The sequence below is a fragment of the Clostridium senegalense JC122 genome, from assembly GCF_000285575.1.
Classification (GTDB): Bacteria; Bacillota; Clostridia; order Clostridiales; family Clostridiaceae; genus Clostridium_J; species Clostridium_J senegalense.
In genome coordinates this window covers 1,302,138-1,319,387 of the sequence record NZ_HE611050.1, presented here as the reverse complement: position 1 = coordinate 1,319,387, position 17,250 = coordinate 1,302,138, and the positions used below count along the sequence as shown (strand labels likewise).

Sequence of the window (17,250 nt, the reverse complement as noted above, 5' to 3'; positions counted from 1 at the left end):
GTGAGAATAGTAACTTTTTCATTTGATAAGAGCATAAGTTTAAATTGAAATTTAAAGCGTTAAGTTGATAACAAGTTATGTTATGTAGAAAAGAATATTTAAAATAGGGGAGGCTTTTATTATGATTTATATAAATTTATCTGAAATTATGGAGATAGAAGGATTTAATGAAGAGGAAGATAAGGTCGAAATTGTATTTAATAATAAAAATTTTGAGTTTAAGACTTTCAAAGATTATGGTGATAAATCTTCTATTGTTTTAAAAAAAATTTGTGATGAAGAGTTAAATAGTTGTTGTGAAGATATAGAAATAGTTATGGAAGATGATAAAAATAATATATTAAAACTTGAAGAAGATGAAGTTTTAGATGAAAAAGTAAATATAGATATAGAATTGAATTTAAATAATAAAGAAATTGAAAGTTATGAAGAAAGTGAGCATGTAGAAGAAGTTAATGAAGTTATAGGGGAACCTTTAAAAATTTTAAATGCAGACTATAATATTTTAACAAAAACTTTTTCTTTAAGTTTAAATAGAAATTTAGATAGTAACTTAATAAAAAATGATTTCTTTGATATTTTTGAAATAAATTTAATGGAAGAGGATAATAAGTATCTTAAATTTGTAAATAAGATTGAAGAAGTAGAGTTAGAAGAGAATTTAGTTAAAATTAAGTTTGAAAGTTTTCAAAGTCTTGATTTAAGTAAGGCTATAAGTATGAAGTTTGTTGAAAATAACATAATAGAATATGTTAATTTAGAAAAGATAGATGTTAAGATAGTAAAATACTTTATAAAAAATGAAAAGGAGAAAGTAAAACTTTTTAGTGGACAGGAATTAAATAAGATATTAACAGAATTTCATTTTTCAGGTATCGTAGAAGAATTTGAAATGACTATGGAAGGTGCTGGATATCTGTTTACTAATAGTAATATAAAGATAAAGAAAGTAAATAACGATATGTTTGCAATTAATGATGAACAAAATATAAAATTTAAAGATAGTGAAGAAAAGTATGTAGGATATGTTGGATTTAAAGAAGCGAATATAAGCTTGAAACTACCTACAGGTATAAAAAAAGTTTTTAATTTATCATTTAAATTTTTAGATGATAAAATTATAGCTATATGGGATTATAATGATCTTATGAATGAAATTGTAGAAACTATGAAACTAGAAAATATAGTAGTTTCTGCGAGAGGATAAAATTTACAGTAAAAAGCTAAATAGTTAAAATTTAACTAACTAAAGTCCGTTCGGATAATGATTATTCAATAAGAACTAAGTATAAAATAATTGCAACTTTGAACTTCTTAGTATATAATATTTCATAAGATGCGTAGCATCTATGTGTACAATACAGAAATAAACTTCATAGAGATGATATTTTGTTCGCTAAATGTATTGTCAAAAAAACCTAGCAAATCCCCTACTTGCTAGGTTTTTAATTTTGAAAAAATTTAAAATACTGAATAATTTTATCGCTTCTAGGAAAACTAAAAGGGTATTATGTTTTTTTAGAAAGGGAGCGATATAGCAATGAAGAAAAAATTTTTATTTGGGTTAGTGGTAGTAGCTACTACAGTTACATTAGGTTCTTATAAAGTTGTGCTTGCTAAAGATAGTTTAGTTAAAGGTAATAATCAAATTGAAATGGTATACACTCTAAATTCTAACCCAGCTGAGGAATTTAAAGTTAACTCTGCAAAATTTAAAAATTCCAAAGAGTTAGAGATAGTTTTTTCACAAAAAATAGATAAGGATTATATTTTATATAAAGACGGAAGATTAATTGGTCAAAATATGTCTATAACATTAAAAGATGGTAAAGGTAAAGAGAATGTAAAAGGCAAGCTATCAGAAGATGGAAAGACAATTGTAATAACTAAAATTGATGGTTCTGATTTTGATGGAGAATATGTCATAACTTTGAGTAAGGATATTAAGTCTGCTACAGGCAACCCAATGGGAGAATTTACAATGAACTTATCAGTAAAAAAAGAAGCTAATATGAAAGAACCAGCTGAAACTGATAATAAAAATCAAAATAATAAAGAAAATAAAAATGTAAAAGAAGAAGTTAAAAATGAAAAAGTTAATATGATTAAAGAACCTAGAATTACACATGGTAGTGAAAAAAATAAAAATATCTTTGTAGCAAGGTTTAAGAAAGAAGTTGCTGATGAATCACTAACTAAAGAAAATTTTAAAGTTATGACTAAAATGGGTAAAGAACTTCCTATAACTTTAAAAAAAGAAGGTAACACTGTAATAATTACAGTAGAAAAGAGTTTAGTTGAACCAGATAAAAATGGACTTATAAAGATATCTAATGTTAAAAGTATAGATAATGAAATGTTTAAAGAAAAGCTTCAAGAGGTTGAATTAATAGGAAATAATAATTCTTTATCAACAAAAACAGAAGATGAAAAGACTGATGAGAAAGTTGAACCTATTGAAGAGATAAGATTAGAAAAAGAAAATTCTAAAGAAGATAGAATAAAAAATAAAGATAATAAAAAAGAAACTATAAACTTAGAAGAAGATAAAGAGGACAAAAAAGAAACTATAAACATAGAAGAAAACAAAGAAGATAAAGAAGATAAGAAAACTATAAACATAGAAGAAAACAAAGAAGATAAAGAAGATAAGAAAACTATAAATATAGAAGAAAATAAAGAAGATAAAGAAGATAAAAAAATTATAAATATAGAAGAGAAAAAAGAAAATGATAAAGATAAAACAGAAACAATAAATATAGAAGAAAAAGTAGATGAAGGTAAAACAAAAGAACATGAAACAGAAACTTTAAATAAAAATGATGAACTGAAAAATAAAAAAGAAAGACCTAATGCAAAAGAAATAAATAGTAATTTAAAAATGAAATAATACATGTAAAAACACTCATATCTCGTAGAGGATATGAGTGTTTTTGTAAATTGACAAATAAAAATTAAAAAAGTCCCATTTATAATGGAGCAATTGCTTGTTTAGGTTTTGGGGACCGACTTTGAGTACCATTGGAGAAAAACTAAAATCAATAAAAGTATCAAGTCTAAAGTATAGTAAAGTAGCCAATTATGCGTCTATCCCTCTTGTGATGGAGGTAGAATTTTGAGTGATTGCTTGCTTAGTTGATATAGAGAGTTTAAAAAAAATTGACAATGGACAATTGACATTTGACAATGATGGAGGAAACTGGACTACCAGTTTCTTTGAATTAGATGGAGTAAATTCTAAGTTTATGATGTTAAATCAAACAAAGTTAGATTCAGGGTTTGTAGCCGTAACAAATGGGACAGGCTCGAATGGTTTAGATCCATAAAATAGAGAGTAGCTTTTAAAGTTTAGTTACTATAAGTAAGAAAAGTTAGCCAGTACCTTAAATAGTTAAGAGTTAAGAATTAATAGTTAATAGTTCAGGATGAAAGTGGAAAACCACTTTCTTTGAAATGAAGTAGCTCTGCTATGTAGCTGTTCGGGACTGGCTTCGAGGTATTGTGTTAGTAATATAAATTTAGGAGAGCATCAGATGTTAGCGAAGAAAATAAACTTACCGTGCCTGTCCCATTTATGATAGAGGTAGAACTTTGATAAATTGCTTACTTAGTTGAGGTAGTTCTTTGGAAATTGACAATGGACAAAGGACAATTGACAATGATGGAGGAAACTGGACTACCAGTTTCTTTTGAATTTAAGGGAGTAAAATCTGAGTTTAGGATATAAAACAAACTAAAGCTATATTCAAGTTTTATAACCGTAACAAATGGGACAGGCTCGAATGGTTTAGATCCATAAAATAGCGAGCAGCTCTTTAAATTTAATTACCATAAGTAAGAAAAGTTAGCCAGTCCCTGAGATAGTTAAGAGTTAGGATTGAAACTGAAATTTGGTTTCTTTAAACTCAAATATTTAATATTGGAGTTTTGAATTTCGGAAGTATTTTCAATTTATAGTGAGTTTTGTATAAAATTTTCTATAAAAATTCCGATAATATAGGGTAAGAATTAAATATTAATATTAATATTTATATTAATATAAATACTAAATTATTTAATTCTTAAATAAAGAGGTAGTTTTACCAATGGGGGGATTTGATTGAAGAAAAGAAACATATTGGCTATGATTTTAGCTGGATGTTTAGTTTTTTCTAGTGGTACAACTTTTGCATCTACACAAAAGTATGTATTAGCAGGAGAAAATAGATATGAAACAGCAGTCAAAGTTAGTGAGTATGGTTTTAATAGAGCAAGTAATGTTGTACTAGTAAACGGAACATCAATAGCTGATGCATTATCGGCAACACCTTATGCAAAAATGAAGGATGCACCAATACTTTTAACAGAAAAAAATAGTTTAAATTTTGATACTAGAGATGAAATAAGAAGACTTAAAGCTTCTAATGTCTATATTGTAGGTGGAAAAAGTGTAGTTTCAGATAATGTTGTTAACGATTTAAAAAAACTTGGATGCAATGTTTATAGAATTGCAGGTTCAGATAGATATGAAACTTCATTAAATGTAGCTAAGGAAATGGACAAGAAAGAAGATATAAGTGAAGTTGCAGTTGTAAATGGCATAACAGGTTTAGCAGATGCATTATCGGTAGCATCACCGGCAGCTAGTAGACATATACCTATAATCTTATCTTCAAGAGATAACTTATGGGGTTCAGAAAAATGGATGAATGATGAAAAGATAAGTAAAAGTTATATTATAGGTGGAAAGGCAGCTATTTCTGTTGATGTAGAAAATAAACTAAATAATTCAGAGAGATTATTTGGTCAAAATAGATGGGAAACCAATGCAGAAGTTTTAGAATATTTCTTTAATACTAATGATTTATACAATGTTTATTTAGCCAAAGATGGTAGCTTAAATCAAAATCAATTAGTAGATGCCCTAGCAGCAGGTTCAGTTGCAGCTAAAGAAAATTCACCGGTTATATTGTTGGGTACAGAGTTACATGGTACTCAAGAAGAATATTTAAAATCAAGAAATTCAAAACTTTTAACAGAAGTTGGATATGGGCTAAATAGAAAGGCTGTAGAAAAAGTAAACTTTACATTGAATTTTAAAAATGTAGGGGAAACAGAGGTAGGATTTGTAGATTATAAGAACTGTGAGCAAATTCAAATACATTTTGGTTCACCGATAGATGAAAGTACTGTTATATATAATGGAAAGTTAAAGAGAGATGTAATAGATATTTCCGCAACTGATGACCATACAATAGAAGGAGATATTGATGGTTTAGATGAGTTTTATGCAAGACTTGAAAGCGATAAGAAAACTTTAACAATAACAAGAGATATTAGTAAGGGAAAAATATTTAATGGAACTTATGATATAAGAGTATCTGATAAGGTGAAAACAAAAGATGGATTATCATTAGAGCCTTATGTGGAAAGACTTAGAATAGTAGATCAAATAGCACCACAGGTAGAAAGTGTTATTTATAATGATACTTATGGAGAATTAACAATAAACTTTAGTGAACCTATTAAAAAATTTCCTAATATAACTATAGACGGAAAATATGTAACAGAAGATCAAAATGTATCTTTTAGTAATACTAAAGATAAAGTTGTATTAAATAGAAAAAAATTAAATGAACTTGAATCAATAGGTAAGACTGTACAAGTTGCAGTAAGTGGGGCAACAGACTATAGAGGATTAGAAATGGTGAGATACAATCAAAATATTAGACTTGTAAAACCTAGTGAGGAAAGAAAAGTTGAAAGTGTAAAACTAATTAACTCTAAAGAAATGGAAATAGTATTTGCATCACCAATAAATGTAAGCACAGTTTTAGATGGAAATGGGAAGATATTAAAAAATAATATTTCTATAACTTCTGTAGGCGATAACAAAACGGATAGTAATATAGATTTTAGTGATGAGTTATATGGTAAGTTATCTCCAGATAGAAGAACATTAGTTATAAAAAGGGATTTTAATAATAATAAATTTTTTGAAGGTAAATATAATGTTTTAGTAACAGAAAATGTTGTAACTACAGATGGCGCTAACATAGTTAGATATAATGAAACATTGACGTTGAAAGATTCAAAGAAACCAGAAGTTACATCAATAAGATATGATGAAAGAACTGGAGAAATCATAATAAGGTTTTCAGAACCTATAAAGGATAAACCAATAGATAAAGAAAATTATCCAATAGCCAATGTAACTATGACTGGTGGGTATATTAGTGAAAGTATTACGTTTAAATCAAATGAAATCACGTTAGATACATTAACTAGAGATACTGCAAGAGTAAGTTATGAAGCTATAAAAAGCCATGAATTAGTTAAACCTGATAAACCAAATGGTGAAGATTATCAAATATCAGTTGAAAAAGCTGAAGACTTTGCAGGAAATGTTCAAGAAAAATATGGACCTGAAAAAATTCATATAAAACCTATAAATGAAGGTTTCAAAGTAGATAAAGTAGAGATATATACAGATAAGTCGGGACATAGGGGAGCTGGAGAAAATATATTTTTAGTTTATTTTAATGAAAAAATAAACACACCATCTTTAGAAAGTTTTAGTCTTAGTGATGACAATGGAGAAATTGCTAAAAAGGCTACAAAAATTGACTTTATAGAAGATGAAGCAAATAAAGTGAAAAATCTTATGGTAGCAAAAGTTACATTTGGAGATGGTACTGTAAATGTAGGGAATACAAATGGTGATAAACCAGAATGGAATGCTACTTTAAATATTAATAACATAAAAGCTCAAAGTGGAAGGGTTTTAAAAGAAGCTAAAGGAACGGTAACTGTGAGAGATAATACTGCGCCAAAAGTTTCAAGTGCAACCTACGATGAGGAAAACAAGCAGTTGAAAATAACTTATGATGAAGATATGAATTTTAAATTTATGGATGAACCGGGTGCCGATTTTAAAAATAAGTACCTTATTGAATCTAAGATAGATAGTGATGTATATAATAGTAATGATATTGATATAGAAAGTGTAGAACGTATTGACAATAGAACAGTAAGTTATAAATTTAAAAGTTCTGATGATGAATACTTAAGGAAGTTAATGTCTGGTAAGGATTTTACATTAACTTATAAAGGGCTTGAACTTGATAGTAATGGTGTTGATTCTATAAAAGCAAATGAAAAAGATAAAGTAAGACCTATAGAAAGGTTACAAATAACGGTTGGATATATAAAACAAGATGAAAATTTAAAATATGAAGATAAATTTGAAATATGGTTTAGTGAAATGCCACAAATAACTAATAGTCATATTAATTTTATGAAGGATAATACAAAAATTATAGAAGCTAAAGATATAATTGTTGAGAAAGACAATAAATCTAATAATAAAGTGTATATATCTTTGAAAAAAAATAGTGTAAAAGAGTCAAAAGGTGGTGTAACTTTAACTATTAGGAATATAATTAATCCTAAAAAGCTTGTTGGATATAGTAGTGAAAATGTAAGTCTTAAAGAAAATATGGAAACTAAATTAGAAACGGCAGAGTATAATTCAAACGAAAATAAGATTACATTAACATTTGATAAAAATGTTTATGGTGCAACTGCTAAAAATTTATTTAATTCCTTTGATTTTAAAAATGAAAATGGAGATATACTTCAGAGTAAACCTTCAATCAAGCCATTAACTAATGGCCAAACAAATAAAGTAGAAGTTAAATTTAATATTGACGGTAACGATGTATGTAAGAAATTTTTAGATTTTATGACTACAAGTAAAAATATTACCCTTGTTGTAAAGGATACAACAAAGGGAATTAAAGATTATAGGGAATGGGATATACTCAGTGGTTCACAAGCTGAGTTTGAAAATAAAGTAGTTCCAGAGAGTAGAGAGATTGGAGATTGCAAAATAACAGATGCAACTTATTATCTTGAGGATAATGTTTTACAGATTAAGACTAATAAAAAGCTTGATGAGATAAGTATAAAAAATGGATTGTTTAACTCTATAAGCTTTTATTCAAGTCAAGGTAAGATATTATTTAACGGATATCCAGATATTTCTAAAGTAGATGAACCTTCTTTAGAAAATGATATATATACTTATAATATTCATTTTGAATCTGGTGGAAATTTAGAAACATTCATAAAAAATAATAGTAGAGTTTATATAAAGAGTGAAGATATATTCTTTAAACATATTGAAGGTAGCAATTGCTTTATGTATGATGAGGATGGATATAAATTAAGAAATGAACAAGTGTTATTAAAGGTAGAAGATAAAATTCCAGATGAAATCATAAAAAGTAAATAAAAAACATAAAAGTACCTAAGTGATTTATCATTTAGGTACTTTTTATTGTAATTAATGACTAGAGAATTTAAAAAATTGACAAAGGACAATTTATTTAGAATTGACAATGGACAATTGACATTTGACAATTATGGAGGAAACTGGAATACCAGTTTCTTTTGAATTTAATGGAGTAAAATTTGTATTTGGGAGATAAAACAAACTAAGGCTAGATTTAGGGTTTGCAACCGTAACAAATGGGACAGGCACGACTAATATAGCTCCATAAAATAGCGAGCAGCTCTTTAAATTTAATTACCATAAGTAAGGAAAGTTAGCCAGTCCCCTAAAATAGTTAAGAGTTAAGAATTAATAGTTAAAAGTTAAGAGTTCAGGATGAAAGTGGACTACAAGTTTCCTTAAAATAAAGCAGCTTTGCTGCGTAGTTGTTCGGGACTGGCTTTGATGTTTTAGGTAGAAATGTAAAGTTAGGAGAGCATCAGATGTTAACGAAGAAAATAAACTTACCGTGCCTGTCCCATTTGTGATGGAACCATACTTAGAAAAAGTTCTTATTTAGGAGGTTTACTTTACTATAGATAAATATCTTAATAGAGGAAATTTAAAATTTATTATATAGAATTAAGGGAAGGTTAATATCTAAGGGTACATCCATAACAAGAAGGACAGGCGTACCAAAGTATATTTTCCATAAGTTATTTTTACAGTGAAATCAAAAGATTATCAATAAAATCAAAAGTAACCAAAGCCGGTCCTAAAATAGCAGCTTTGCTGCGTAGTTGTTCGGGACCGACTTCGAGCAGTATTGGAGAAAAACTAAAATTAACAAAAGCATCTATCCCAAAGTATAGCAAAGTAGCCAATTACGCGTCTGTCCCTCTTGTGATGGAGGTAAAACTTTGAATGATTGCATACTTAGTTGAGGTAGGGAGTTTAAAAAATTGACAATGGACAATTGACATTTGACAATTATGGAGGAAACTGGAGTACCAGTTTCTTTGAATTAGAGGGAGTGAATTCTAAGTTTAGGATGTTAAATCAAGCAAAGTTAGATTCAGGGTTTGCAACCGTAACAAATGGGACAGGCACGACTAATATAGCTCCATAAAATAGCGAGCAGCTCTTTAAATTTAATTACCATAAGTAAGGAAAGTTAGCCAGTCCCCTAAAATAGTTAAGAGTTAAGAATTAAAAGTTAATAGTTCAGGATAAAACTGGACTACCAGTTTCTTTGAATTTAAGGGAGTAAAATTTGTATTTGGGAGATAAAACAAACTAAAGCTAAATTCAAAGCTCACAGCTGTAACAAATGGGACAGGCACGACTAATATAGCTCCATAAAATACAGAATAGCTCTTTAAATTTGATTACCATAAGTAAGAAAAGTTAGCCAGTCCCTAAAATAGTTAATAGTTAAAAATTAACAGTCAAGAGTTTGGGATGAAAGTGGACTACAAGTTTCCTTAAAATAAAGCAGCTTTGCTGCGTAGTTGTTCGGGACTGGCTTTGATGTTTTAGGTAGAAATGTAAAGTTAGGAGAGCATCAGATGTTAACGAAGAAAATAAACTTACCGTGCCTGTCCCATTTGTGATGGAACCATACTTAGAAAAAGTTCTTATTTAGGAGGTTTACTTTACTATAGATAAATATCTTAATAGAGGAAATTTAAAATTTATTATATAGAATTAAGGGAAGGTTAATATCTAAGGGTACATCCGTAACAAGAAGGACAGGCGTACCAAAGTATATTTTCCATAAGTTATTTTTACAGTGAAATCGAAAGATTATCAATAAAACCTAAATTAATCGAAGTCGGTCCTTAAGATAGTTAAGCGTTAAGATTTAAAAATATGTTGAGCATTAATTGCTTATAAATTTTGCTAAATTCTTTAAATTACTATTTTATGTATTAATTAAAGATGTCATCTTTCGATAATTTAAGAAGAAGTTAAATATAAAAATTATTATATTCTATTCTTGGATTTGATATATTTTTATAGTAAACTAAAGGGAAATAAGTATAATATTATAATTTTTATAATTTATTGTATTAAATTTGTTTATAAAGTAATTTTAAATATTTACATATTCTTTGAAAGGAGAAAATTTATGAGAAAAGGGTTAAAGCTTGTTGCCAACCTTTTGTTAATTTCAACTATTGTTTTAGGTTCTACATTAAGTTCTATAGAAGTTTTTGCAGCTAATAATGATTTAATGGGAATGAAAAAATTACATGGAAATGATAGATTCAGCACTGCTGTTGAAGTTAGCAAAGATGGTTGGGGATATAGTAATTATGTTATTATAGCTAATGGTTTTGGTTTTGCAGATGCATTATGTAGTGCACCGCTTTCTAAAACATTAGATGCACCGATACTTTTAACAGATAAAACATCTCTTCCAACTTCAACGAAAAGAGAAATTGAACGTTTAAATGCAAGAAGAGTATATATAGTTGGAGGAGCTGGTGCAGTTAGTGCTAATGTTGCAAACCAACTAAAAGATATGGGACTAGCTGTTAGTAGAATTAGCGGTAGTGATAGATATGAAACATCACTAAATGTTGCAAAGGAAATAAATAAAACTAACACTGTAAAAGATGTGGTAGTTGCATCTGGTGAACAGGTGTCCCAGGGGGTAGATGCATTATCTATTGCACCTATTGCTGGAGATGCAAAAATGCCAATAATATTAAGTCCTAAAAATTCTATGACATCATCATCTAGAACATGGTTAAATAGCAAACACGTACATGCAACTTATGTTATAGGTGGAACTACTGCACTTTCTAACAATGTGTTTAAACAAGTTCCAAATGGAAAAAGGTTAGAAGGCAGAAATAGGTATGAAACTAATTTAGAAATATTACAAGAGTTTAGTAACTACTTAGACTTTGACAGTGTTTATATGGCTAAAGGAGAAAAATCATCAGTAATTGATGCATTAACAGCAGGACCAATTTCTGCTAGAGAGGGAAATCCTCTAGTTTTAGTTAGTGATACTTTAGACTTAACACAAGAAAAGTTCTTATCAAAATATACTCCAACACATCTTACTGCTATTGGGGGACAACTAAAAGATGAAACTATATATCAAGTAGGCAGAGTTTTAAATAGAGAAATAGCAACAGGTGTAAGTAAAGTTATCATAAATGATAAGAGAAGAATAACAGTTGAATTTAATGGAATTGTTAATGGTTATGAGGCTTCCAAAAAAAATAACTATACTATATGCGGAAGTATGGTCCAAGAAGCAACAATACAACCAGATTATAGAACTGTTGTTTTAAGATTAAAATACGATTTAGATAAGAGTGCTCTTTTAAACTTTGAAGGTGAAGCAGAAAATATATTAGGAATAAATATGAACTATATATTTAATAAAGGTAATACTAATATAGAAGACAATGTAACTGACGGAGATAAACCAAGAGTTCTATATGTACAACCTTTAGATACTATAGAAGAAGGCGGAAATAAACTTTTAGTTAAATTCTCTGAAAAAGTTATGGAGTCAGATGCAAGAAGATTTGAAAATTATAGAATTAAGAGAAGAGATGGAAGTTATTTAAGAGTAAATGACATTGTATTCAATAAGGAAACAGAAGACGAGGCAATTCTATATACAGAAAGCTTAGATTATGCAGGTAGATATTTAATAGAAATTGATGGAATTAAAGACCTTGCAGAAAATATAATGGAACCATATAGTAACTATATCGATATATTTGATACAGGTGCATTAAAGGTTATTGAATATAAAGTTAGAACTGGAGAATACTATAATTCTAAAAAAGTTGATATTATATTTAATAAAAAAGTAGATAAGATAATGTCAACGCAAACTAGAAATTATAGGCTGTTAGATGCTCAAGGAAAACCTATAAATGATGCTGTTACTCCACCTATTTTTGATGAATATTCTAGGGATAGAGTAACTGTAGATCTTATAAATCTGAAATATGATGGAGATTATACTTTAGAGGTTTCAGGAGTTACAGATTTATCAGGTAATACTATTGCAAGAACTAAACTTGAATTAAGAAATTTAATAGTTGAAAAACCAAAAGTAATAGATACTGATAATATATATGTAAGCAATGTAGGTAGTGATGGAAAATGTATAGTTAAATTTAACTTTAATCAAGAGTTGAATAAAGATGATTCTACAGATTCCAGAAATTATAAACTTGTTTATGATGGGTATAACCATGATGCTAATATTGATGAAATTAAATATGACTATGGCAGTGGAAAATCAACAGTAACATTATATTTAAGTAATGTAACTGATGGTAATTATACTTTAACTGTTGATGGAATAAGAAATATTGAAAACTTTTCAATGAATATGCAACAGATTCATTTTAAGGTTAAATAATATAATATCTTAAATTTGAAAAGTTGACTCAAAATAATATTTTATTTTGAGTCAACTTTTAAATTATATATAAATATATTTTTCAATTATTTAACAAAATAATCACCAAATATCGATGCAGTTTTAAAATAAGTTAAAAAATAGGAAACTTTACAATATGTAAAAAAATAAAAAATAAATTTTAAGATTTAATAATAAAGAAAAAAGGTCATATAAAAAAATAAAAAGTCAAATAAAAAAATAAAAAAAGTGAGATTACGTTACAAGTTTCGACAAATTAATATAATGACATATGATATAGTTAAATTGTAGTAAAAATATATATTATAACCGAATACAAATATTATACTAACGCAATAGGTAACTTTTCAGTTATGTGACTAAGAGTAATTTTTAGAAAACAGAAAGAAAAGCTTTACTAAATTAATCTCAAAGATAATTAATATCCTACTTAATGTTATTAAGTAGGATATTAATTTTAAAGAAATATATAGGATTCCAAGTTAACTTTTAAAACTATTCATTCTAAAATTTGGATACCCAAAATAGTGAGACATGCTCTGAATTATTTAGAATTCAACGCTATATCTTGTATAAAGTATTTTAAGGTTATTAAATAAATTAAAATTTGAGCTTGTTTCCCTATATAATTGGTAATTAAAACTGTAGAACACAATATTTAAGCATTGATAAAAATGATTAGATAGGATAAATAGTAAAGTAAATCATTGGTACTTGAGCTGTATCTAAAAGTATTGCTTTTACCAATATATAGAGTTATAATCGATTTGTAAACGTTGTTATGAAAAAGTTGTTTTTATATTATAAAGAAAAGCTTGTCATTTTGTTGGCAAGCTTTTGTAATAATAAATTTTAAAAATATATAATATGTATTCTTAAAATTTTATTTGATATTTTAGCCTAAAAATTTAAAGAATTTAGTGAAAAGTTGAAATTTTTAATAAGTATAAAGATATATTATTCTAATGCTGCATATAGAACAATTCATAAGACAGGGGGGATTTTTGTGATATGTTTTAAATGTGGTACTAAAGTTAAAAGGGTTACAAGCTATTGCGATAAATGTGGTGCATTTATTGGATATAATGATAGAAATTTAAAAGATAGATTTAAGGGGAAGATGAAAAGCTATAAATTAAAGGTTCGAGGATTGCCTATTCAAATTAAGGTAATGTTGGGTATAGAAATTATGGTTATTTGTATATTTTTTATGGGATAAAAGATTAATTCAGTACATTTTTCTATTATAGCTTAATAAATTTATATATTTTACGATAAAAGTTATATTAGAATTTTTAATTTTAATATAACTAATTATGTTAGGAGGGGGAAAGTTTTGAAACGATGTTTTAAAATTTTGTCTTCATTTATTATAGGATTAAGTATAATAATGAGTTCAATACCTACTTTTGCTGCAGTAGATATTGGAACAGATGTGAAAAAAATATATGGCAAGGATAGATATGCTACGGCAGTGGAAGTTAGCAAAGAAGGATGGAAAAATACTGATGTTGCTATAATAGCAAACGGTTTAGGGTTTGCAGATGCGTTGTGTAGTACACCATTATCAAAAGCTATAGATGGACCTATTTTGCTTACAAGTCAAAGTAATTTACCTACTGATACAAAAGATGAGTTAAGAAGACTAGGAGCTAAAAGGGTTTATATAATAGGGGGAACCAGTGCTGTAAGCACTAAGGTAGAAAAAGAAATAAAAAGTATGGGGATAAAAATATCTAGGTTAGGTGGAGTTAATAGATATGATACATCTCTTGAAGTTGCAAAAGAATTGAGTAAGTTTGTAAATATAAATAATATTATGGTTATATCAGGAGAGGAAAGTACTCAAGGTGCAGATGCACTTTCAGTTGCACCATTGGCTGCATTAAATAATATGCCAATGCTACTTACATCAAAAAAAGAAATGCAGAGTAATATTAAAAGTTGGATAAATAGACAATATCCAGACAATACATATGTAATAGCTTCAAACAAAACTATAGATGATAAAACAGTTGCAGATTTACCACGAATTGAAAGGATATATGGGAAAGATAGGTATGATACTAATTTAAAAGTTTTAGATAAATTTAATTTTTATTTAGAATATGATAATGTATATGTTGCTCAAGGAACACCTCCAGGAACAGTAGATGCGTTAACTACAGGTCCGTTAGCAGCTAAAAAGTCATCACCGTTGCTTTTAGTATCAAATAAAATATTATCATCTCAGAAAAGTTATTTAAAAGGCATAACAGCTAATGAAGTTGTAGGTGTTGGAGGAATGGTAGAAAATAATATTTTATTAGATTCTGCTCAAATATTTGATAATAGAATTGCAACAAAAGTTAAAAGTATGACTATATTAAATAGAAGAAATATAATATTGGAGTTTAATGGAATAGTGAAAGAATCTCCAGCTAATATAAAAGAAAACTATGAGATATTAGGAACTAATATAATAAAATCAGAATGTATAGATGGATATGATAAAGTTCAACTTACATTTAAATCTGATTTGACAGATAGCAAAATAAGTACATTAGAAGGTAAAATAAGTAATGTTGTAGGGAAAAACATTACAATAGGCTTTGATAGAAAAGATATACCAGTAAAAGATATGGTAACAGATAAAGTCAAACCTAAAATTTCTAATATAAGTGTTTTAGATTTTGCTGATGGAACAGGTGCAAACGGAGTTAAGAAAAAAATTACAATTAAGTTCAGTGAAGATGTTAATGAAGAAGATGCAAGAAACATAAAAAATTATAAAATAACAGATAAAAATGGAGATGAACTTAGAATTGTAAAAATAGAGTTTGATAAAGCAGTTCCTAGTGAAGTTAACATAATAACTCCAAGTGTTAATGATACATCTAATTATAAATTAGAAGTAAAAGGGATTAGAGATTTATCAAATAATATAATGGACCCATATTCTAAAACTATAAGTTTAAAAGATACGACAAAACCAAAGGTAATAAACTTTGAAATTACTAATACTTCTGCATCTAATATAGTATTTATTGATATAACATTTAGTAAGCAGATGGATGAAAAATCAGCTACAACTGTTAGTAATTATATAATTAAAGATTCAACAGGAAAAACTGATTCTAAAATGATTAAGGATATAGAGTTTAATCATCTTACAAAAGATAGTGTAAGACTAGTTATAGAAAATATTGCTTTAGATGGTACATGCAATATAACAATAAAGGGTATAAAAGATACTGTAGGAAATATTATGGAACAATATGATACTAAGTTAGTACTTAATTTAAATAGACCTAATATTATACGACCAGTTCCATATGATAATCCAGATAAGTCAGATGTAAATAAATTTGTTATAAGAGTTGAGTTTGATAGAACAATGAATAGTAAAGATGTTGAAAATATTAGAAATTACTCATTAATCTGTTCAAAAAATAATGCTTCAATTGGGATTGAAAGTGTAAAATATGATTTAAATACTAGAGTGGCAACAATTGTTACAAAAACAGTAACTGAAGAAGGGGATTATACTCTTACAATTAGAGGGGTTAAAGATTCAACAGGAGTAGAATTAAAACAAGAATTTGTATCAATGCATACTGATACAATTAAAAGGCCAGAGGTTATAAAGGCTACATTAGATGAATCAAATACAAGATCTAAACAAATTACAGTAGATTTTAAAGAAAAAATGGATTCAGCAAGTGTTAGAGATACAAGAAACTATGTTTTAACTAAACTTACAGGTAATCCTAGTAATCCTAGTGAAGTGGAAAGTGTAGGAATTGATTCAATTCAATACAAAGATTCCAATACAGGGTGCAGTGCTATATTAAAAACTAAGGATTTTAAAAGTAATGGAAAATATATCCTTGCAGTTAAAAATGTAAAAGATAAAACAGGTGTAGGTGTTAGTGAAACTGAATTTCAGATTGAAATAAAAGATATTAAACCACAAGTTTTAGAGGTTTCAGGAATACTGAATGAATATAAATTTTTAAAGCTTAACTTTAGTGAAGCAATGGATGATAAGAGTGTAAGGGAAACTTCTAATTACATTTTAAAACACATAGATTCTGATGGTAATGAAACATATGTGAGTATTAATGCAATAAATTTTGATGGAGAAAGAGAAGGTGGAATAGTTATTTCATTAAATGATGAATTGGAATCAAATGGAATCTATGAATTAACCGTTGAAGGAATTCAATCTAAGAATTCATATGATGGAATGCAGATTGAAATGGAAAAGTTTGATTTCAAATTTAGGAGAAAAGAAAACCCAGTTAATAATAAAGATGTAATAATACAAATAAAATAAAAGAAAACTGATTAGAAGCGTGGCTTCTAATCAGTTTTTTTATATTTTTAAAAAGGAATATTAAATTTTTATCCTATAAAAGTATTGAATTATGAACACAGTATACTCATATATTTGTAATGAATAGTTTATCAGTAAAATACTATAATTAGAGTTTATAGTCTCTCTTCATATTGTGATAAATATGATTCAAATATTTAATTTTCTATTTCTTCGCATATGTTAAAATTAAATTTAATATTTTTTATTTACATA

The 17,250-nt window shown here is 27.4% G+C and carries 9 protein-coding genes; all 9 read left to right on the top strand.

The genetic code is table 11. The features are described 5' to 3' along the window. Positions 1-121: 121 nt before the first annotated feature. The 9 genes from CSGHG_RS06755 (at position 122) to CSGHG_RS06715 (ending at position 16,995) form a co-directional block, all read left to right on the top strand. Positions 122-1,207: a hypothetical protein gene (locus CSGHG_RS06755; protein WP_010293655.1), complete on the top strand. Its 1,086-nt coding sequence runs from the start codon at positions 122-124 to the stop codon at positions 1,205-1,207. A 333-nt stretch (positions 1,208-1,540) separates the two neighbouring features. Beyond that, a complete protein-coding gene (locus tag CSGHG_RS06750) occupies positions 1,541-2,890 on the top strand; it encodes an Ig-like domain-containing domain (protein WP_010293654.1) in 1,350 nt (449 codons plus the stop codon). Between the two features lie 97 nt (positions 2,891-2,987). Further along, positions 2,988-3,119, top strand: coding sequence for a hypothetical protein (locus CSGHG_RS24600; protein WP_268869843.1), 132 nt, complete (start codon positions 2,988-2,990; stop codon positions 3,117-3,119). Then, positions 3,120-3,326 (top strand): hypothetical protein, encoded by a 207-nt coding sequence (locus tag CSGHG_RS06740; protein WP_010293652.1) that lies wholly within the window; start codon positions 3,120-3,122, stop codon positions 3,324-3,326. A 773-nt stretch (positions 3,327-4,099) separates the two neighbouring features. Further along, positions 4,100-8,275: a cell wall-binding repeat-containing protein gene (locus tag CSGHG_RS20105; protein ID WP_010293651.1), complete on the top strand. Its 4,176-nt coding sequence runs from the start codon at positions 4,100-4,102 to the stop codon at positions 8,273-8,275. 768 nt (positions 8,276-9,043) lie between these two features. Then, positions 9,044-9,178 (top strand): hypothetical protein, encoded by a 135-nt coding sequence (locus tag CSGHG_RS24595; protein WP_268869842.1) that lies wholly within the window; start codon positions 9,044-9,046, stop codon positions 9,176-9,178. A gap of 1,207 nt (positions 9,179-10,385) precedes the next feature. Next, a complete protein-coding gene (locus CSGHG_RS21800; RefSeq protein WP_010293650.1) occupies positions 10,386-12,656 on the top strand; it encodes a cell wall-binding repeat-containing protein in 2,271 nt (756 codons plus the stop codon). A 1,027-nt stretch (positions 12,657-13,683) separates the two neighbouring features. Beyond that, positions 13,684-13,896, top strand: a complete 213-nt coding sequence (locus CSGHG_RS06720; RefSeq protein WP_010293648.1) for a hypothetical protein — start codon at positions 13,684-13,686, stop codon at positions 13,894-13,896. A gap of 117 nt (positions 13,897-14,013) precedes the next feature. Next, positions 14,014-16,995 (top strand): cell wall-binding repeat-containing protein, encoded by a 2,982-nt coding sequence (locus CSGHG_RS06715; RefSeq protein WP_010293647.1) that lies wholly within the window; start codon positions 14,014-14,016, stop codon positions 16,993-16,995. Positions 16,996-17,250: the final 255 nt, after the last annotated feature.

Coding starts and splice junctions, on each gene's coding strand:
- CSGHG_RS06750 (WP_010293654.1), top strand. CDS start 1,541: ATGAAGAAAAAATTTTTATTTGGGTTAGTGGTAGTAGCTACTACAGTT.
- CSGHG_RS06755 (WP_010293655.1), top strand. CDS start 122: ATGATTTATATAAATTTATCTGAAATTATGGAGATAGAAGGATTTAAT.
- CSGHG_RS21800 (WP_010293650.1), top strand. CDS start 10,386: ATGAGAAAAGGGTTAAAGCTTGTTGCCAACCTTTTGTTAATTTCAACT.